We start from the raw sequence: 18343 nt of genomic DNA, 5'->3' as shown, positions 1-18343 counted from the left end.
TAACACTCCTCACCGGATATAATCCTAAAAATTGCAGATTGTAAATTAGCTATCCCTTCAAAGTTCCCGGGTCAAACGCAGCATATCTCTGCATATCATTCCATTCTCATAAATCACTTCCGGGTAATGCCTCGTGAAAAAATCCAGCTCCACAGCTACAATCCGGAATCCGCATTTCTGATATAGTGCCAGCTGACCAATGCTCGAATTTCCGGTTCCTACTTCGATGGTACTAAACCCTTGTATAGCAGCTACCTGAATCGCATGTAACACAAGTTGCTTACCGAGTCCTTTCCCCTGATGTACCTCCGCCACTGCAACATTTACCAATTCGGCAGTATCAGGGCGTGTAGGAAGCAACACATAAACACCGGCAATTTCCTCTTCATCAAATACTGCATAACATTCACCTCTTTTCAGATAGGCCTCTACTTTTAAGTGTGATGGATCTGCTGTCAGCAGCAGGTCCATCGGCGGCAGTTCATCAGCAGCCAGCTTCCTAATATACATAAACCCCTCCTAATTTCATCCATTTTCCTCCAGTATAACTTAACCAAAGTCTAATTTTCCGCACAAAAAAAGGCGCGAACCTGACAATTTCAGGTAACGCGCCTTTTGCTTACGCTCTTAGATAAAGCAGGCACTCAAGATAATAACAAGCAAGATATAAAGAACCAGGATCGCACCAGTAGATGTCCAAGGACCAACCGGACCTACATTAGCACCGCCTACATTACCGCCGTATCCGCAATCTGCACCCATGAGATAACCTCCTTCAAAATAATGACTACAGAATAGAATATGTACGATTGTTCCATTCAGATTGGGCGAAACGGTTTAATTTAGACTGAGCCGAGCCAATGCAAGAAAATCATATAGGCAATTAAGCATCTTGTCATACCCGCTAAGGGCATGACAAGACGTAAGGCTGCAATTAGTCTGAAACCAGAATTCCATCAAAGCTCTCCGGACCGACACGGATTGTACCCAGCAGGTTAGAGGTTACAAATGCCGTATAAGTCAATTGTGGTGAAACCGGCGGATTAAAATCAGCAGCTGAAAAGGCAATGACCTGTGGTGCAAGAAGGCTAAGGTTGAAAGTAGAGGTTGCGGAATAGACCACCGGATCTGTAGGAAGCGTACCCCGGACTATGGTAATCGTAATACCAACCAGGGCCAGCGGAAGCTGTAACGAAATCGTTCCCTTCAATAGCACACGCGGATTCGTAGTAATACCCGAGGTAATCAGGCCAATTTGACCGAATAACTGCGGGGCATTGATCGCCAGAATCGGGATGGCAATGGAGTTCGCCGTACTGGCATTCTGTGAGGTTCTGGCATCCAGATAGGTTCCCATATAAAAGCACCTCCTTCCATTACTGCATATCCTATTATATTGATTTAACAGCAGATTGCTTGTTCAGATCACCAGCAGGCATACGCATAAATATAATGATTAGATGCGATTCATGTAACGCTATTTGTCTTTGGTCGATCCGTCTCTTTTGTTAAAGGCTAGTTCAAAGAGTCCGGTGGCCGATAGACCGGCCAGCCCGCCTGCCCACAGACGGAGTACAAGTGTCATGTCGGTAAAAGGGTACGCAACTGCACCGACAAATAAACCGATTGCCAGACCTACGGCCGGAACAAGATTACGGGGGATATTCACACTGTTCTTTACCAGCTGCACAAGCGCCATAACAAACACAGCCAACACCGAGGCGAAAGCCAGCACATTATTCAGTACCTCATTGTTCATCTCAATCCTCCCCTGTCACCAGCAAGCCTGCCCTGTTCAGCACCGTGAGCAAACGATAAAAGTCGTAGCTTCCACCGGCAGGTGTATCCAACAGTCCGGCAGCGACAGCCGCATTAACCGCCGGCCGTGCCCATACCGGAACATTCATCACTGTCCGGCCTTCCATTGCCGTAAGGCGGTCCGTATGAACGGCAAGAAGAACTTGCAGCTCTTTTAATTCCGTCTCCAGATTCGCAAGCTTCTGTTTATCTTCAGCCGACATCTCTTCATCCTCCTTCACTTCATCAAATTGGTATAAATTATAGGTATCCATAATTCGGATCAGCTTGGCAGCGTAATTCGGATCTGTTGCATACCCGGCCGCAGCAATCTCACGGGCGGCTGTTTGCCCGTTAACGCCGATTACCCTGCTGTATAGGCCGCGGTTCCAGGAGACCCCCCCGATGAGAACTGCAGAGTGGTCCGCTACAGATTCTCCCCAGTCATGGTAAGCGCGAAAGGCTGCAGTCACGAGCAAAGGTTTACCGTATAAATATTCGGTTGTCCGGATGGCAATGCTTCCTGCCGGACCACTTCCTTTCATTCCAAAAAGGTTATTGGCTTTCACCGTCAGACCGCTGTTACCCCATCCGGATTCCAGTGCGGCTTGTGCGATCGTAAGCGAGGCGGCAATGTGGCTGCGCTGCATATCTGCTATTGCATAGGGTGCGATTCTGGATATGAATTCGGCATTTGTCATTCTTTCACATCCTTTCTCTACATTAAATGCTTATTCCGCTGGATGGCTTGTGCTAATTCCTACCACTTAATTTCAATTTTATGGATCTAGTATTGTTAAATAGTAAATTTTGGCGTAAAATATAGTATAAATTAACTATACGGGAGGGGCTAATAGACTATGCCATCATATTATTTCAAAGAGGTTTGGACACCTCTAAAGTGGATAGGAATAAAGTTCTTCCATGATGATGAAGGAAAACTCTGGATTAAGTGGTGGTCTAATCCACGTAAAAGAGTGCATTAATTTTTTACATAAGCTGAAAGCATTTTCTACTTTTAATCAAAAAAAAGCTCTTTTTGTCAGCAGGACGTTTTTAGGCGTCTCCTCCCAAAAGAGCTATTTTAAGTACCACCAGCTGTTTTAGCTGGCAGCCTCAAATGTAATACGGTTCTTGCCGCTGCGTTTAGAAATATACAGCGCCTCGTCGGCAAGCCGCATCGTTTCACTGGTATCCGCCCCGTCTGGCGTCCACACCGCTGCACCGACACTGCAGCCAACATGAAGACTGTGGCCTCCGATCATAACCGGAAGATTAATTTTGCTGATAATCCGCGCTGCAACGATTTCGGCTTCATACATTGGTCTTGCCGCTGAAGTATGAAGGATGATGACAAACTCATCTCCCCCTAAGCGGGCGACAATCTCATGCTCACGGGTGCAGTCCAGCAGCCTCACGGCTACTTGCTGCAGCAGGGCATCCCCGGCCGCATGCCCGTACGTATCATTCACATTCTTAAATCCGTCCAGATCTAAATAAAGAAAGCTGAGCGTTGTCCGGCTTTGCTGCGCCTTGCTGACTGCAAGAGCCAAAAACTCTTCAAGGGCTGCCCGGTTCGGCAAGCCTGTGAGGGAATCATGCAGCGCCATATCAGACATATAATTGAGCTTGCTTTCCGTCTTGGTCAGATTCCCTACGAGATTCCTTAGGGAGGCTGAAAGTACGGCTACATCTTTGATAAGCGAAGAGGATGGAATCTCTGCATCAGTACCGGAGCTGAGCAAATCAGCTGTATACGTAATAGCATTTAGCGGACGTGCAATCCAGCCTGCCAGGAACCAGCCAAGAATCCCGAAGATCACAGCAGCCGCCATTCCGCTTAGGATAATGAACCGTTCAAGCTGATGGACAGAAGCGAAGGCGATCTCTGCCGGCTGACGGATAATCACAGACCAGCCCAAACCCGGGTAATTCAGATACCCGTCTCCGTAAGCATAGCCGGTCAGATAAGAATCTTCACCCTTCTCCTTTTCCACTGTCCATGAGTTTTCACCGGTCCGCGCTTTCAGGAGCGCTTCATCCGTCATTTTTCGGCCGACCAGTCTGTCCGGTCCCAGCAGGACTGTATCATCTTTTTGACTGACCACCAGCACCTCGACATCGGTCATACGATCTTTCAGCGGAGCAAGGATAGACTGCTCTACCTCACGGGACCATTCCCAGCTGAGATGCGCCGCCAGTACACCGGTGACTTGCCCCTGTTTGCTGTAAATTGGAACACTGACATCTACGAACTGCAAGTCTTCACCGCCCGGATTCGGCAACAGCTTGGACAACAGAACGGCGTCATGCACATCTCCAATAAACAGACCTTTAATCCCTTCCTGAAACACGGGTCTCTGACTTATATTTTGAGCTAACAGAATATTATCCGTTGACGAAAGTACATTTCCGGCAGGATCGAGAAAACCCACCCATGTGAATACGGGCATACTGCTCTTCAGCTGATTCAGCAAACCGCTGATTTCCGCCTTGTCATATGGCTCCTGAAAAGCATTCAGCTTACTCAACACTTCCACTTCTCCGGAACGGGACCACATGAAGTGGTCCAGCTTCTCAGCCATCTGATAGGCTTCTTCCGCCAGTGAACCTCCAATACTTTTCTCCACTGATTTGGTCGACTGGCTGCCGATAACAATAATCAGGAGTGCAGTGAGCAGAATGATAATTACGGCAAAGGCGCTGGAAAATAGAGTCCGCAGATTAAACGACATACACATTCATTCCCCTTGTCGAAAATAATCGATATTTTTTTATATCGGATAAATATACCTGAATGATAAGCATACGGTATGTACTTTCTTGATTAAGCTCACATGTTGTATCAAAATTGTACTGACTTCTTCAAATGATAGTGCTTACATTAGAACGATATAGTATACTCTGCTCAGCAGCACATGCCAAATTAAGGAGTGGACGTTGATGACAGAACAATTTGAAATGTATGATGACCCCTTTAAAATGCTTATCCTTCTAGCGACGCTTGTATCCGAGAAACTGGGTACTGAGCTCAAATATGAGCAGGTTCCTTCTTTTGAGAATGATACGTTCTCCATCCGGCATGAGAAGTTCGTCTACAAAAAAGATGGCACAGAAATTACGTGGTTTGAATTCCTAGGCCGCGACATCGCCTCCACTCATGACCTTACCCGTTCCGAGTACAACAAAATGTTTGTGGACTGCATGGCTTCTCTATACAAACTGTAAGGCAAAAAAAAGCAGCTCCGTTCTCTTCATTAAAAGAGCGGAGCTGCTTTTAAATTTCGCTTAGTCTACCTTTGCACCTAAAGAACGGGCCAGCAGCACAGCCTGCTCCACATCGATCCGCACACCTTTTAAGTCCAGACTTTTCAGATCGATTCCATCCAGTTTCGCATCGCGCAGATCCGCACCCTCTAGCTTGCACTGGGTCAGCCGTACACGGCTTAAATCAGCACCCCGCAGATTACTCTTCTGCAAATTGCAGCCCAGCATATCTGCTTCCAGAAACCGGATGCCCCGCAGATCCTGCCGGGCCAGATTGACATGTCTGAGATTTGTATATGACCAGTCGCCCCCAGCCAGCGTAATCCCGTCCATCGCGGCGTTCGAGAAATCAGAGCCCACCATCTTGCAATCCTCGAATTTAGACACGAACAGATTCGCCCCTGTAAATTTGCAGTTGGTAAATGCTGCTCCTTTATGTACGGATGCATTGAGTTGTGCCCCGCTAAAGTCACAATCTGCAAACCGGCAGCCGGTTGAGGTCATTTCTTCCATAGAGGCCCCCTTAAAGGAGCAGCGCTCAAAGGTACAGCCGTTCAGTTCACCGTCCCGCAAAGCTGCGTAATCAAAATTATGATCTTGAAAGGTTTCATTGTCGTATTGATACATGGATAGCGCTCCTTTAGTTCCCTGACTGAATAAATAAAATATTTTATATTAAAATAGCACTTTAGTAGATTGTTCTCATTCTGTCATTTCGATATAATAGCAAAAAAACTAGCGGAGGTAAACGATGGACGACTCCAGCAGAAAAGAACCGTTCCGATATGTAATGAACCAGCCGATAGAATGCTGGCTAGAAGTTCCAGCGGGTAATTCCGGACCGGGAGCCGGGAAATTAACCGAAGGTGTGCTGCTTGATCTTAGCCGTTCCGGCTGTAAAGTACGCACTTCACTGAACCTCCGCTTTACTTCAGGGGATACGAAGCTGATTATACATTTCCGCTTAACAGACGTGAATCTGCAGTTTGAAGGCAGTGTACGCTGGGGCTGGATGTTCGGTATTGGTCAGTACCAATACGGGGTTAGACTAGTCCTTAATGAAGAAGAAGAGGAACTGCTGCTGCGCGAGCTTGAGCTTTGGACAAATACACGCAAGGCTCAATAAGAGGCGGTTGTATCCGCAATTATATGTATAGGAGATCTCCCTTCCCAGGAATCTTTTTTTGCGCAAAAACGAAAGCAAAGCTGCGGAACAGCTCTGCTTTCGTCATTTTGAAACCCGCTGCCTACAAATCTGTTCTTCTTTTCACAAGTACGGTTGTAGCATAGATTAATAGCCCTGCTATCGCTACTTCAAATATAACCGGCCACACATTAGATCCTACGTAGTTCAGCTTCAGTCCGCTGGGAACATCGGAGGCTTTGAGCACCTCGAACTGGAACGCATTGCCGATCCCTAAAAAATAGCTTTTGAACAGAAGCTGCTCCAGATAAGCTACCCCGTTCTGCAGGCCCGCCAGCACAGCAATTCCAATCCATATCTTCCCTCTAACCTTAAGACTTCTCGCAACAGTACAGGCAAATATAGTCATGAGCAACACTAATCCGGCAGTCCATGTACACTGCAGTGCGCTTCGTAAGGCAACACTCCAGAAATTTCCAGGCAAGAAATCTGCTGAATAAAACAGGATATATAACCCCAGGTGGATCAGTCCTATAAGCATAAGAGTCAGCAGCAGCATCCAGAATTGAAGAAGTGGTGACAGGACGGTATACAGGGTATTTACAGGAAGCAGCCTGCGCGCATAGGATTTCAGGTTGCGGTTATAATTAATCACCGTGATGAAGAGGAATGCGGCTCCAATCGAAAAATAAGTAAGCAGGTGCCCGGAAAGGATATCATTGCTCGTTGTGCCTGAGGATACCCAGATCCCGGTATGAATTAAAATCATAATGACAAATGCTGCAAGAATCCGGTCACGGCTGCGTCTAAAATCATAACGAATCAGCTTCAGCATTCCGCATACACCTCTCTGAACAGCTCATCGATACTTTTTCCCCGCTGCAGCCGCAGTTCCTCTACATCACTATGCAAGACGAGTTCCCCTTCTTTTATAAAAATCACCTCATCAAAGATCCGTTCAATATCCGATACGAGATGGGTGGAGAGCAGAATAGTGCTATCCTCTTCATAAAACTCCATCAAAGCATTCAGGATTTTCGTCCGGGCAACCGGATCCACCCCGCCAATCGGCTCATCCAGCAAATACAGTCTGGCCTTACGCGAGAGCGCCAGCGTAAGCTGCAGGCGTTCATTCATCCCTTTGGAAAGTGCCCGTACTTTATCCTTCACGTCCAGCTTCATAAACTCCAGCATGCGGCGTGCTTTGGCCGGATCAAAATCAGGATAAAAATCCTCCATGAACCTGAGCGCATCGCCCACCTTCATCCAGTCCTCCGTCAGCGGCTGATCCGGCATGAAGGAGACCAGTGATTTGCTCTCCCCGCCTACCGGAGTTCCCAGCACGGAAATGCTGCCTGAGCCCGGCTGTGCGAGTCCGGCGATCAGCTTCATCAGAGTGCTTTTTCCGCTGCCGTTGCTGCCAAGCAGTCCAATAATTTTACCAGCGCCGAGTTCAAAAGTGACATTGTGCAGCGCCTGTTTAGAGCCGTAATTTTTCGAAACCTGCTCTACCTTGAGTATCCTGTCCACCCTTACATCCCCCTACTTTCTGTCCTTCGCAGCAATATTCTCCGCCACCGCCGTTACAATTTCTTCACTCTGAAAGCCTAGCTCCTGCATTCCGCGGATGAACCGGTCGAGAATATCCTGGGCCATTTCTCTTTTGATGTTCATAATGGTCTCTTCCTTCCCGGTCACATATCTGCCCATGCCGCGCCGTGTCTCCACAATCTCTTCACGCTCCAGTTCCTGAAAGGTTCTTTGCACCGTGTTTGGATTAATCTGCAGTTCTGCCGCCAGTTCGCGCACCGAAGGGATTTTGTCACCGGGCTTCAGCTTGCCTGTGATGATCTCACCCTTGAGGTAGTTCATGATCTGTAAATAAATCGGCTGGTTGTTGTCAAATTCAATCGTCATCAAGCAACGTCCCTTCGTCTGAAGACGGCAAATCCTGCCAGGAGAAATACCAGCGTATACACGGCTAGCATAATGATCGAGAAACCTAGGGTCATTCCAGGCAGCGGAGGATTGCCGCCATTGCTGTAAGCCGACAAATCCAGGTTAGGGAACAGAAAATACTTATAGAACTCCCGGTTAATCACGATTTTATCCATTGTTACTGCAAACATGGCGATCCCGATGGTCACCCCTGTAGAGTTGGTCAGCACCCCGAGCATAAAAACAAGAGTTGCATAAATGAACGTATACACAAATCCGTACAGCATGGACTGCAGGATATCCGCTACTCCTGTATCCCCGCCTCCGGCAGTAAACCAGAGCAGGCCCGAGAGGAATATTGCTGCCGCTGCCACCAGGGTCAGGCTAAGGGCATACAGCAGCACCGTTACATATTTCGAAGCCAGAATTGCGGTGCGGCTGCGGGCACGGATGAGCAAAAATTTGACGGTTCCCTGACTATGCTCTTTGGCTACAATCCCTGCCGTTCCGATAATGGTCAAAATAGCCATGACCTGGCCCATTCCGGTCGGGAGGAGCATCTCCTTCGTAAACTCCGCGGCAGAAGCAAACGTCTCCGGTGATACTGAATGAACAATATAACTGAGCACAAGCGGAAAGAACACAAGAATCAGATGGGGTACAAAAAAGGAGCGCTTCTTAAACAGTTTCAGCCACTCATTAAGAACCAGGTTACTAAATTTACGCAATGCGGTTCCCTCCTGTCCATTTCAGGAAATCTTCTTCGAGACTTTGTTTATTCTCGGTAATCCGGTATACGCCGACTTTCGCTGCGCTGAATGCTGCAACAAGCTCCGGTACCTTATGGTCAATCAGGCGGATATGGAGTTCCTTCTGCATTTCGTCAGAGCGGGTCAAATTCTACCCCATCCATTGCCTGTATTACGGCCTGTGCAGCTTCAACCTTATCAACACGAACGGTAAGGGTTACCTCATCTTCACTCTTTGCCTCAGCTCCAAGCTGGGTTACCGTGACCAGCGAACCGTTCTGGATCACTACCGCCCGGTTGCAAATCTGCTCAATTTCCGCCAGCATGTGGCTGGAGATTAAGATGGAGATTCCCTCCACCTCCGCGATATTCCGCATATAATCACGCATTTCCCGGATCCCTGCAGGATCGAGACCATTGGTCGGCTCATCCAGAATGAGCAGCTTCGGGGAATGCAGCAGAGCCTGGGCGATACCTAACCGCTGGCGCATGCCGAGCGAATACGCTTTTACCTTCTTATCCATCGCTCCCTGCAGCCCGACCAGTTCTACGACCTCGGCGATCCGCGATTCGGCAACACCGTCACTCATCCGCAGATACTGCTTCAGATTATCCAGGCCCGTCAAATGGCCATAAAACTCGGGATTCTCAATAATCGCACCGATATGGGCAATCGCCTTGTTAAATTCATTACGGATGCTGTGGCCGTGGACAAGCACATCTCCCTCTGTCATCTTGATCAGGCCAGTCATCATGCGGATCGTAGTGGTCTTACCCGCCCCGTTTGGGCCAAGCAGCCCTACAATCTCACCTTTGCGGATCTCAAAAGACAGCTGATTCACGATGGCCTTCCCTTTAATCATTTTGCTGACGCCCTTCATCTGCAGCACCACCGGTTCACTTTGGGCCCCGGCATGTTCATGGCTAACTGTTGTCTGCTCCATGGTATCCTCCCTATATCGAGTAAAATTAAGTTCTGGTTTTCTGTATCGGTGTGTTAGTTACATAGTACACTAAGATGATCATGATGTAAAGATATGGATTTTATTATTTTATTCCGCAGTAGTCTCCCAACCACACCAAAACATCAAGGATACATAGAATAGAGTGGCATGAGAGAAAGGCTTACTTTGGCACAAATCCGTACTATACGCTGTACTCGAAACGATCGATACGCGGCAAACAAAGAGAGTATGCCTTGGTTGGCTTAAACAGCGGCCGGCATACTCTCTATTATTTTGTATGTAATGTTGAAAAACCGGTTACATTCCTCGGCAAATAGGGTACACAAAAAAGACACTGCTTATCGCCAAAACTGCATCTTCCATCGTATTATGGACAAATGGTAACAAAGTTGTTTGACTCTGATAACGGAAAGGAAATCCTGACAAATGATTCTTTTCATTCACCGCAAGGACCTGCGGACTACCGATCTTCCGGCCTTTGATGCCATCCGTGCTGCCGGTTCCCGCAGCCTTCATGTGCTTATCTTGGAGCCCTTCCTGCTGCGCAGGCAGCGCTATCTGGAGCATAGCGGGAGAAACTTCCTGGCTCAAGTGTCCAGTCTGCAGCAGGATTATACCCTTCAGGGCAAGCAGCTGCATATTCTTTATGGCGAGCCTGATACCATTGTCAGGAGGCTGAGTGAAGCCTATCCGATCCAGCAATTGATGGTTCATGCTGATTACACACCTTATGCATTACATAGAGACCAGAGCCTGCGTAACACATCCGCTGAACTGGGCATCACCTTCAAACTCTATCATGACAGTATGCTCTGTGATCTGGACGATTTCATGGAATGGTGCGGACGCCGTGAGCCCTTCAAGGTATTCACCCCGTTTTACCGCCGCTGGCGCAGCTACCTGGCTGAGCGGTTTCATCCGCCTTTTTCTTCATCCTTGACTGAGCTGGAAACTTCAGCGCTGGACGAGCGAATTACCCAAGACTTCCTGGTTCCCGATGAGATTAAACTGCAGTTAGAGCAGCCAACCTCTGCCGGACAGAAGATGGATGCAAGCCGTTCGCTTGAGCATTTTCTAAATCTGAATTTGCAGGATTATCATGTAAGCCGTGACAGGTATGCACTGGAGAGTACAAGCCGGATCAGCCGGCATCTAAATACGGGGGCAATTTCAGCACGTACCGTGTATAACCGGTTGACTGAAGAAGAGGCAGGTATAGAAGAATGGCTGAGACAGCTGGCCTGGCGGGATTTCTATCTGTATCAGGCCCGCTTGGATGCTGACTTTTTCAGCTATGAGAAGGTTTATGATCTGGGTCGTCTGGAAACGAAGTACTTTGAGGCTTGGTCGATGGCAAGGACAGGTATTCCGGTAATCGATGCCGCCATGACCCAGCTGAACGAAACCGGCTGGATGCCTAACCGTCTGCGGATGATTACCGCTATGTTCCTGACCAAAAATCTTGGTTGTCCATTTATTTACGGGGAGCGTTACTTCAGGCTGAAGCTAAGTGATTATGACAATGTGCTGAACCGGGGCGGCTGGCTCTGGAGCTCATCCCTCGGATTCGATGCCTCGCCTTATTTCAGGATTATGAATCCGGTAACCCAATCCCAAACTCATGATCCAAGCGGAAGCTACATCCGTACCTGGCTGCCGGAGCTGGCAGGTTTGCCGGATAAAGTCATCCATCTGCCCAGACCGGATGCCATCGTTGATCTGAAAAGCTCGAGAGCACTAGCCATAGAGATATATAAAGAGATCCTGAACCGCAAAGTAGCTGCAGTGAAATCAGCCAACGGGAATGAGCTATAACCTGCTTGCTCTTCCCTGCTCTTCCCGCACAATCGTCCCAATTTCTGCTGTCCCTTCAGACAGCTGGATTAAATCTGCGGACAGCAGTTTTATCTGCTCATGCAGCACCTGAGATTCATCTGTACCCTCCAGATAGCGGGTGACAAAATGTAGGAAAACATCGATCTTCCTTAGCAGCATCAATACCGGAATAGCGTTGATTTCAGCCGGAGTAAGCTGGACCCTGCGGCTGAAGCCCCGGCAGAAATCGCGGATCATCGTCTTCTCCTCCACATGTCCGAGCAGCCCGGACAAAATAACCGCAGGCTCCATCACCCGTACGTCGAAGGTACAGAATTCAAAATCAAGCAGCGCAGCTACCACACTAGGGTTGGATGACTGTACCAGAAGATTAGAAGCATTCAAGTCACCATGCACTAATTGATGCGGCAGTCCAGAAAACTCATGTAGCGAATCTGTAATGTTCTCATAAGCCTTGTATAGCATTTCCAGTTCCATGCCCAGTTCCCTAAAGGGTTCCGGCGGATACAGACACAGCTCGCGGATAACCTCTGTACTGCACAGCGGATACGATGTCCGCAGCTCATAATAAGGCCGGTACACAGGAGTCAGTCCGGGATTGATATCAGCCAGCACAGTCGTAAGAATGCCTGCAGCCTCCCCGAAGGATTGGGCATATCCAGATGCTTCCTCGTTAGGCGTATCTCCGTCGATATACCGGAACAAGCAGGCGAATTTGCCGCTTTCATCTATCTGAAACATCGTTTCACCAGTTGCGGCAGATACGGGTACAGGTACTTTAAAGGGCAGGTTTTGGCTCCCCAGCTGCTGGAGCACGGCGTGCTCGAATTCAATCTTGCCTTTGTCCTTGTGCGTATCATATATACGGAGGACTGCGCGTTTTGTCTGATTTCCCACAAAATAGGTAGTGTTATTCCAGCCCCCGCTCCGTCTCCGCAGCGTCCCGGCCCATTCCGGCCAGGCCTTACTTACTATAGTTTCCACAGGCTTAAGCCTCTCTCTCATTGATCTATCAGCTCAAAGGCAATTGTAAAATTAGTGGCAGACTGTGTCAAATCTCTTAAACCGGATAGAAGTACAGACATGCACCCTCTCTTCATTTCCGTTATAATAATGCCATTACATATCACAGGATAAAGGATGGGATTCTAATGGACGCTACTGTCTCTAAACGCTGGCTGCTCGCCAGACTCTATGAGCCGGAACAAACTATAGTAGACTGCCGGTTTACGCTAGGTAAACCTGATGCTGGCCGGGAGAGCTATGAACAGGAGCATATTCCAGGTGCAGTTTATCTCGATTTGGAGCTGGATCTGTCCAGCCCAGTGGGTGAACACGGCGGTCGGCATCCGCTTCCCGATCCGCAGGTGCTTGCGGCACGTCTCTCGAAGCTCGGAATCGGAAATGATTCCCGCATCGTGGCTTACGATGATGAGAGCGGCATGAATGCTGCACGGCTGTGGTGGTTGCTGCGCTACCTCGGGCATGAGCAGGTGTTCATTCTGGAAGGCGGCTTCAGTGACTGGAAGGCTGAGAAATTCCCGGTCACAGATCATCAGCCTGTGCGGGTGCCAAGTTCATTTGTGCCCAATGTGCAGCCGCAAATGCTGGCGGATGTTGAAGAGGTTCGGCAGATATCGGAGAAGACGGTTAATGGCGGGACTGATGCTTCCTCTTCTACAGGGACCGTATTAATCGATTCGCGCGCGGGTGACCGCTATCAAGGTAAGAATGAGACCATGGATAAGAAAGCAGGACATATTCCCGGTGCGGTCAATTACTTCTGGAAAGACACACAACATGCAGACAGCAGCTATAAGAGTGCAGAGGAACTTGAAGCACACTTCGCAGGACTGGATAAAGCTGCCGAAATCATCGTCTACTGCGGCTCCGGGGTAACCGCCTGCCCGAATGTCCTGGCGCTAGAGAAGGCCGGGTTTAAGAACGTACGGCTGTATGCGGGGAGCTGGAGTGACTGGATTAGTTATGAGGAAAATCCCGTGGCGACTGGGGAATAGTCAACATGAAGAGCCCGCGCATGGCGCGGGCTCTTTGTGCTGGAGTTATATCGATGCAGGAGTAGCTACAGAGTGCCTAGAGGTACTCAAGTCAACAGTCGTCCCACAATTGAGCCGAAGCGCGGATCGGAAAGTAGCTACAGAGCGGCTTCGGGTCATATATCCTCTCTCTTTGCAGGATTTAGGCTAGGGAGACTGGGAGGATACATAACACTCCTGGATCATTCCAGTCCTAGCCTTAGCTTGTTTTCTCTGGTTTCTCTACTTCTACTCCATTGAGGATTAGATGGGGGTGAATCTCTGCTTTAAGCGAATCCGAGACGGCGCAGTACTTCTCCTCAGCCATCAGGATAGCTTTCCAGAGCCGGTAATCGGGGACATTCCCATCAATATGAAAAAACAGATCAATCGCTGTAAATCCGGAAGGATTCGCTTCCTTGCGGGTTCCATCTGCTTCAATTTCTAGTCGTGTGATTTCTGGCAGGAACCGATCCAAAATCATCGTGATATCGATGCCCATGCAGCCTCCCAACCCTGCTAGCAGCAATTCCATCGGAGTCATGCCTTCGCCGTTACCGCCATATTTAGGAGTTGCATCCATCCCCACGGAATAGCCGGAAGGACCGGTTGAATCAAACATCCGTTTACCTTTCCAAAGGGTCGTTACTTTCATTATATTTACCTTCTTCCTTAAATTTCGTTGATTTGACGCAAGAATCTGCGTGTCCGTTCCTCCTGGGGATTTTCAAAAAACCGCTGCGGAGCCGCTTCCTCGATAATATGACCGTCTGCCATTAAAATGATTTTAGTCGCCACTTCACGGGCAAATTTCATCTCATGTGACACGACCAGCATTGTCATTCCCTCCTGAGCCAGCTCACGCATCACGCTCAGCACCTCACCCACAAGCTCAGGATCAAGCGCAGAAGTGGGTTCATCGAATAACATTACTGCGGGTTCCATAGCCAGAGAACGGGCAATCGCCACTCTTTGCTGTTGCCCGCCGGAGAGCCGGGATGGATAATATTCTTCACGATCTGCCAGTCCAACGCGGTCCAGAAGCTTCCGGCCTAGATCTACAGCCTGTTCCTTCGGCAGCTTCTTCACGGTGATCAGACCTTCAATAACATTGCCGAGCGCTGTTTTGTGTGGATATAGATTGAATTGCTGGAACACCATCCCGCTCTGCTTACGGATATTCCGGGTGGCCTGCTGACGCAAACGTCTGGAGGCAGTGGCATCTACTACAATCCCATTTACTTCAAAGCTGCCGCCTGAGATGTCCTCCAAACCATTTAAGCAGCGAAGTAATGTGCTTTTGCCTGAACCGCTCGGTCCCAGGACAACGACAATATCCTGTGCTGCCACCTGTATATTAATGCCCTTCAGCACTTCATGATCCTGAAAATGCTTCGATAAGCCTGTAGTCGTTATCATTTTACGTCATCTCCATGTTCAATAAGCTTTGGCCAATCTGCGTTCGAACCGTTCCAGGATGAAGGCCAGCCCTGTACTCATAATCCAATACATCACACCGATCCCCAAATAAAAAGGCATATATTGATAATACTGGGCAATGAGGAGCTGTGCTTGACGCAGGAGTTCGCTGACCGTGATTACTGAAACGAGTGAGGTCTCCTTCAGCATACCAATGAATGTATTTCCCATAGGTGGAATAGCAATACGCATGGCCTGGGGCAGCACAATTCTGCGCATCGCCTGCCATGGAGTCATTCCGGTTGAATAAGCAGCCTCCAGTTGTCCCTTCGGAACCGACAGAATGGCTCCACGGAACGTCTCAGACAAGTAAGCCCCGGCATTTACACTGAGCGCAATATAGGCTGCTGTCAGGGAACCAAGCGTAATCCCATAATCTACTAGCCCATAATAGATGATAACAATCTGTACAAGGAGCGGTGTCCCGCGGATGACCGATACATAGAAACGGGCAATCCACCGAATCGGCGGATTCCCTTTGAGACGGGCGATTGCCACCGAGAGTCCGATGATCAGACCGAAGAACATCGAGACAATCGTCAACAGTAAAGTGTAACCGGCGCCCTTCAGCAAGAAGGGCAGATTGTCGAATACGAGTTGCATAAATACTACCCCCTTCCCGCCATAGGGCGCACGCTACAACATTTATTTTGCAGGTGTCTCATTGAACCATTTCTTGAAAAGAGTGTCGTATGTGCCGTCTGCCTTCATATCTGCCAATGCTTTATTCATGGCATCCCGAAGCTCTGCATTATCCTGGCGAAGAGCTACACCCGCCATATCGGATTTGATTGGTTCGCCCACCGCTTTAATCTGGAAACCATTCTCATCCACAATCGGTTTCAAGGCATACAGATTATTAATGGTCGCATCAATCCGTCCTGCATCCAGATCCTTCAGTGAGGTAATGACATCATCATACGTCTTGATCTTGAAATCACCTACTTTTGGCAGCACTTCGGTACGCAGGTAGGTTTCATCGTTCGTTCCCAAGCCCACCCCAATCGTTTTCCCTTTGAAGTCTTCCAGCTTCGTAATATCTGTATTTTTAGTATTGACGATGATTTTGACATTGTTCGTGATGTAAGAATCCGTGAAATCAATTTGCTTCTTACGTTCATCAGTAATCGTAACCTGGCTAATCACGATGTCGAATTTCTCCGCTTGCAGACTTGGGATCAGCCCGGAGAAATCCTGAGTCGTGAATTCTGCCGTTACTCCAAGACGTTTGGCAATTTCCTTGGCGATATCAGGGTCAAAACCGTCTACTTCTTTCTTATCATTCAAAAAGGTATACGGCGGATAGGTTCCCATGGTACCGACCTTGATCACGCCCGCTTTTTTAATTTGTTCCAGTTCATTCGCAGCCGTAGTTCCCGAGTCCGAGTTCCCTCCGCAAGCGCTTAGAACCAGACCGAACACTGCCAGAGCAGTTATTGTAACCATAGCAAATTTACGTTTTATCATTATTGTTTCTCTCCCTTTTATCTATATTTTTCCCAACAATCCGTAAAATTCGAAACTGGCCAACTCACTCGCTAATTGCTGTGCCGAGGCCTCTGCAACCTTAGAATGAATGTCTTCGGAGCCAAATAACCAGCGTGAGAGCAAGCCGTCACACATACTCATCAACAGAGCAGCGCGAAGCTCAACCTCTATACCCTCAGGCAGCATTTCCAGCTCTATCGCTCTTTCTATATTGCGGCGAAAAGCTTGCTCCATCGCATTCCGGGTTGCCGAAATACGCTTCCTTATCGTTTGGTCGGCTCCATTTCCCATCAGGAGGATCTCCATAAGATGGCGGTTCTCTGCGGCGAAATTGAACAACCGGTGGAACAGTGCTTCTGATGCTTTTACCATATCCGCTATATCTCCCGGATCTTGACGATATCCTTGGGCAATCACTTGCAGCAGCTGTTCCTCGCCCGTTTCGATAATCTCCAGCGCAATGGCTTCCTTGCTCTTAAAGTGCCAGTAAAAGGTTCCTTGCGCTACACCCGCTTCCTGAACGATGTCCGATATTTTCGTCTGATGATATCCCAGCCTGGCAAACTTCTCCAGAGCGATCTGCATCAGCTGAGTTCTGCGGTCTATGTTTCCGTTGTTATCATCTATGGGCAATCCATCTCCCCCTCCCGATTGATTCGTCAGTCAGTTGTCTTTTTTAAATCCTATAGGATAACTATGTTATTGTCAATAGATTCTTGATATTTCTTCCTTTTGTTCGCTACACGACATTATTAGAGCATGATCCCGCCAATAGACTGTCAGATGATCACGTCAGTCAGGCATATTTTTCTGAAATTAGCCAAAAGCAACGCAGCATTTGGTTGAGGCGCTAATCAGCCAGCCTGTGGCATGACGGCTTAAACTTGGGACCACCGGGATTATAGCTCTTCACTAATCCTGCTTCCGTGTCGATAAATTTTAAGTACACATGGAAAAGTATGGAGGAGCATATGAACAGTAACCGCAGAACTGAACCTTTTCGCTACACTCTAAAAGAACCTGCTACATTTGATCTACATATTCTTACCATTAACGGTATCCCCGTCCCCCCCAAACCCGTAAGTGCACAACTATATGACATTAGCCGTTCGGGATGCCGATTATCGATTCCTTTGAACATTAACCCGGAAGCTAACCTGGTACGTATAGGCATGGATATGGCCCTCTCCGCAGAATCTATGTACTTAGAAGGAACATTGAGATGGTATAAGGAGGAATCTGATAGCTTTCACTATGGCATTCAATTGGACATTCCTGAAGCTGACAAGGATCGCCTTCCAAAAATGCTGCGCACACTGGCTGGTGAAGGTAAAATATTGGTTCGTTGAGTGATACAAAAAGGAGCATTCCCCGTAAAGGAATGCTCCTTTTTTTGTACACCAGAAAAATTTAACATGTAATGTTATCCTTACCACCTATATAAAACTATAGGCCATGGTTAAACCAATAACATCCGTGTCACGACAGAAACAGTCTACGAGCTGGATGGGATCCCAAACTTATATATGTATTTTCTTATGGTGGCTGGTTCATTTTACATTCTTTTATCTTAAATTTTGGAGCAATTGCCTTACCTTTTAGATTTTGAGAAATGAGCTAGAGTACTTTAAATAGACGGTAAAT

The 18343-nt window shown here is 48.1% G+C and carries 24 protein-coding genes; 5 read left to right on the top strand and 19 right to left on the bottom strand.

Annotated elements, in window-relative coordinates; all coding sequences use genetic code 11:
- Positions 1 to 57 precede the first annotated feature (57 nt).
- The 6 genes from QU597_RS13250 to QU597_RS13225 all read right to left on the bottom strand — a co-directional run bounded on the left by QU597_RS13250 (position 58) and on the right by QU597_RS13225 (position 4532).
- The gene (locus tag QU597_RS13250; RefSeq protein ID WP_310833045.1) at positions 58 to 510 is read right to left on the bottom strand and encodes a GNAT family N-acetyltransferase; all 453 of its coding nucleotides are present in this window, start codon (positions 508 to 510) and stop codon (positions 58 to 60) included.
- A 117-nt stretch (positions 511 to 627) separates the two neighbouring features.
- The gene (locus QU597_RS13245) at positions 628 to 762 is read right to left on the bottom strand and encodes a sporulation protein YjcZ (protein ID WP_197071804.1); all 135 of its coding nucleotides are present in this window, start codon (positions 760 to 762) and stop codon (positions 628 to 630) included.
- A 172-nt stretch (positions 763 to 934) separates the two neighbouring features.
- Positions 935 to 1357: a hypothetical protein gene (locus tag QU597_RS13240; protein ID WP_310833044.1), complete on the bottom strand. Its 423-nt coding sequence runs from the start codon at positions 1355 to 1357 to the stop codon at positions 935 to 937.
- Positions 1358 to 1477: 120 nt separating this feature from the next.
- Entirely contained in the window at positions 1478 to 1759 is a 282-nt protein-coding gene (locus tag QU597_RS13235) for a holin (RefSeq protein WP_310833043.1), read from the bottom strand.
- 1 nt (position 1760) lies between these two features.
- Complete coding sequence (locus QU597_RS13230) at positions 1761 to 2498, bottom strand: glycoside hydrolase family 73 protein (protein ID WP_310833042.1); 738 nt, start codon at positions 2496 to 2498, stop codon at positions 1761 to 1763.
- A gap of 402 nt (positions 2499 to 2900) precedes the next feature.
- Positions 2901 to 4532 carry a diguanylate cyclase domain-containing protein gene (locus QU597_RS13225; protein ID WP_310833041.1) on the bottom strand — a complete coding sequence of 544 codons (1632 nt, stop codon included), beginning with the start codon at positions 4530 to 4532 and terminating at the stop codon, positions 2901 to 2903.
- Positions 4533 to 4740: 208 nt separating this feature from the next.
- Here QU597_RS13225 and QU597_RS13220 point away from each other — a divergent pair, with 208 nt between their 5' ends.
- The gene (locus tag QU597_RS13220; RefSeq protein ID WP_206104639.1) at positions 4741 to 5025 is read left to right on the top strand and encodes a hypothetical protein; all 285 of its coding nucleotides are present in this window, start codon (positions 4741 to 4743) and stop codon (positions 5023 to 5025) included.
- A 60-nt stretch (positions 5026 to 5085) separates the two neighbouring features.
- On the opposite strand, the gene QU597_RS13215 is transcribed toward QU597_RS13220, so the two are convergent.
- Positions 5086 to 5691 carry a pentapeptide repeat-containing protein gene (locus QU597_RS13215; protein WP_310833040.1) on the bottom strand — a complete coding sequence of 202 codons (606 nt, stop codon included), beginning with the start codon at positions 5689 to 5691 and terminating at the stop codon, positions 5086 to 5088.
- A gap of 124 nt (positions 5692 to 5815) precedes the next feature.
- Between QU597_RS13215 and QU597_RS13210 the strand changes: the two genes are divergently transcribed.
- Entirely contained in the window at positions 5816 to 6190 is a 375-nt protein-coding gene (locus QU597_RS13210; protein ID WP_310833039.1) for a PilZ domain-containing protein, read from the top strand.
- A gap of 121 nt (positions 6191 to 6311) precedes the next feature.
- Here the strand turns inward: QU597_RS13210 and QU597_RS13205 are convergent, their stop codons facing one another.
- From QU597_RS13205 to QU597_RS13180, 6 genes are read right to left on the bottom strand one after another with little or no spacing between them, the layout of a single operon-like run.
- Complete coding sequence (locus QU597_RS13205) at positions 6312 to 7043, bottom strand: hypothetical protein (protein ID WP_310833038.1); 732 nt, start codon at positions 7041 to 7043, stop codon at positions 6312 to 6314.
- A complete protein-coding gene (locus tag QU597_RS13200) occupies positions 7037 to 7738 on the bottom strand; it encodes an ABC transporter ATP-binding protein (RefSeq protein ID WP_310833037.1) in 702 nt (233 codons plus the stop codon). Before QU597_RS13200 ends, QU597_RS13205 begins: the two co-directional genes overlap by 7 nt.
- A 12-nt stretch (positions 7739 to 7750) precedes the next feature.
- The gene (locus QU597_RS13195; protein ID WP_310833036.1) at positions 7751 to 8125 is read right to left on the bottom strand and encodes a GntR family transcriptional regulator; all 375 of its coding nucleotides are present in this window, start codon (positions 8123 to 8125) and stop codon (positions 7751 to 7753) included.
- Positions 8125 to 8874 (bottom strand): DUF2705 family protein, encoded by a 750-nt coding sequence (locus QU597_RS13190; RefSeq protein WP_310833035.1) that lies wholly within the window; start codon positions 8872 to 8874, stop codon positions 8125 to 8127. Before QU597_RS13190 ends, QU597_RS13195 begins: the two co-directional genes overlap by 1 nt.
- Positions 8867 to 9043, bottom strand: a complete 177-nt coding sequence (locus tag QU597_RS13185) for a hypothetical protein (protein ID WP_310833034.1) — start codon at positions 9041 to 9043, stop codon at positions 8867 to 8869. The genes QU597_RS13190 and QU597_RS13185 overlap by 8 nt, the downstream gene beginning before the upstream one ends.
- The gene (locus QU597_RS13180) at positions 9030 to 9839 is read right to left on the bottom strand and encodes an ABC transporter ATP-binding protein (RefSeq protein WP_310833033.1); all 810 of its coding nucleotides are present in this window, start codon (positions 9837 to 9839) and stop codon (positions 9030 to 9032) included. Before QU597_RS13180 ends, QU597_RS13185 begins: the two co-directional genes overlap by 14 nt.
- Before the next feature lie 447 nt (positions 9840 to 10286).
- Here QU597_RS13180 and QU597_RS13175 point away from each other — a divergent pair, with 447 nt between their 5' ends.
- Positions 10287 to 11675 (top strand): cryptochrome/photolyase family protein, encoded by a 1389-nt coding sequence (locus QU597_RS13175; protein ID WP_310833032.1) that lies wholly within the window; start codon positions 10287 to 10289, stop codon positions 11673 to 11675.
- Here QU597_RS13175 and QU597_RS13170 read toward each other — a convergent pair.
- Positions 11670 to 12680: a phosphotransferase enzyme family protein gene (locus tag QU597_RS13170; protein ID WP_310833031.1), complete on the bottom strand. Its 1011-nt coding sequence runs from the start codon at positions 12678 to 12680 to the stop codon at positions 11670 to 11672. The two genes, QU597_RS13175 and QU597_RS13170, sit on opposite strands and share 6 nt — an antisense overlap.
- A gap of 167 nt (positions 12681 to 12847) precedes the next feature.
- Between QU597_RS13170 and QU597_RS13165 the strand changes: the two genes are divergently transcribed.
- Complete coding sequence (locus QU597_RS13165; protein ID WP_310833030.1) at positions 12848 to 13714, top strand: sulfurtransferase; 867 nt, start codon at positions 12848 to 12850, stop codon at positions 13712 to 13714.
- A gap of 238 nt (positions 13715 to 13952) precedes the next feature.
- Here the strand turns inward: QU597_RS13165 and QU597_RS13160 are convergent, their stop codons facing one another.
- From QU597_RS13160 to QU597_RS13140, 5 genes are read right to left on the bottom strand one after another with little or no spacing between them, the layout of a single operon-like run.
- Positions 13953 to 14387, bottom strand: a complete 435-nt coding sequence (locus tag QU597_RS13160; RefSeq protein ID WP_310833028.1) for an OsmC family protein — start codon at positions 14385 to 14387, stop codon at positions 13953 to 13955.
- Between the two features lie 17 nt (positions 14388 to 14404).
- Positions 14405 to 15151 carry an amino acid ABC transporter ATP-binding protein gene (locus QU597_RS13155; protein ID WP_310833027.1) on the bottom strand — a complete coding sequence of 249 codons (747 nt, stop codon included), beginning with the start codon at positions 15149 to 15151 and terminating at the stop codon, positions 14405 to 14407.
- Between the two features lie 18 nt (positions 15152 to 15169).
- Positions 15170 to 15814, bottom strand: coding sequence for an amino acid ABC transporter permease (locus QU597_RS13150; RefSeq protein ID WP_310833026.1), 645 nt, complete (start codon positions 15812 to 15814; stop codon positions 15170 to 15172).
- Between the two features lie 42 nt (positions 15815 to 15856).
- The gene (locus QU597_RS13145; protein WP_310833025.1) at positions 15857 to 16678 is read right to left on the bottom strand and encodes a substrate-binding periplasmic protein; all 822 of its coding nucleotides are present in this window, start codon (positions 16676 to 16678) and stop codon (positions 15857 to 15859) included.
- Positions 16679 to 16699: 21 nt separating this feature from the next.
- Positions 16700 to 17284, bottom strand: coding sequence for a TetR/AcrR family transcriptional regulator (locus QU597_RS13140; protein WP_310833308.1), 585 nt, complete (start codon positions 17282 to 17284; stop codon positions 16700 to 16702).
- 386 nt (positions 17285 to 17670) lie between these two features.
- Here QU597_RS13140 and QU597_RS13135 point away from each other — a divergent pair, with 386 nt between their 5' ends.
- A complete protein-coding gene (locus tag QU597_RS13135) occupies positions 17671 to 18048 on the top strand; it encodes a PilZ domain-containing protein (protein ID WP_310833024.1) in 378 nt (125 codons plus the stop codon).
- The last annotated feature ends 295 nt before the right edge of the window (positions 18049 to 18343 follow it).

It is taken from the genome of Paenibacillus pedocola (assembly GCF_031599675.1).
GTDB classification, from domain to species: Bacteria; Bacillota; Bacilli; order Paenibacillales; family Paenibacillaceae; genus Paenibacillus_AQ; species Paenibacillus_AQ pedocola.
This window is presented reverse-complemented; position numbering and strand designations above follow the sequence as displayed.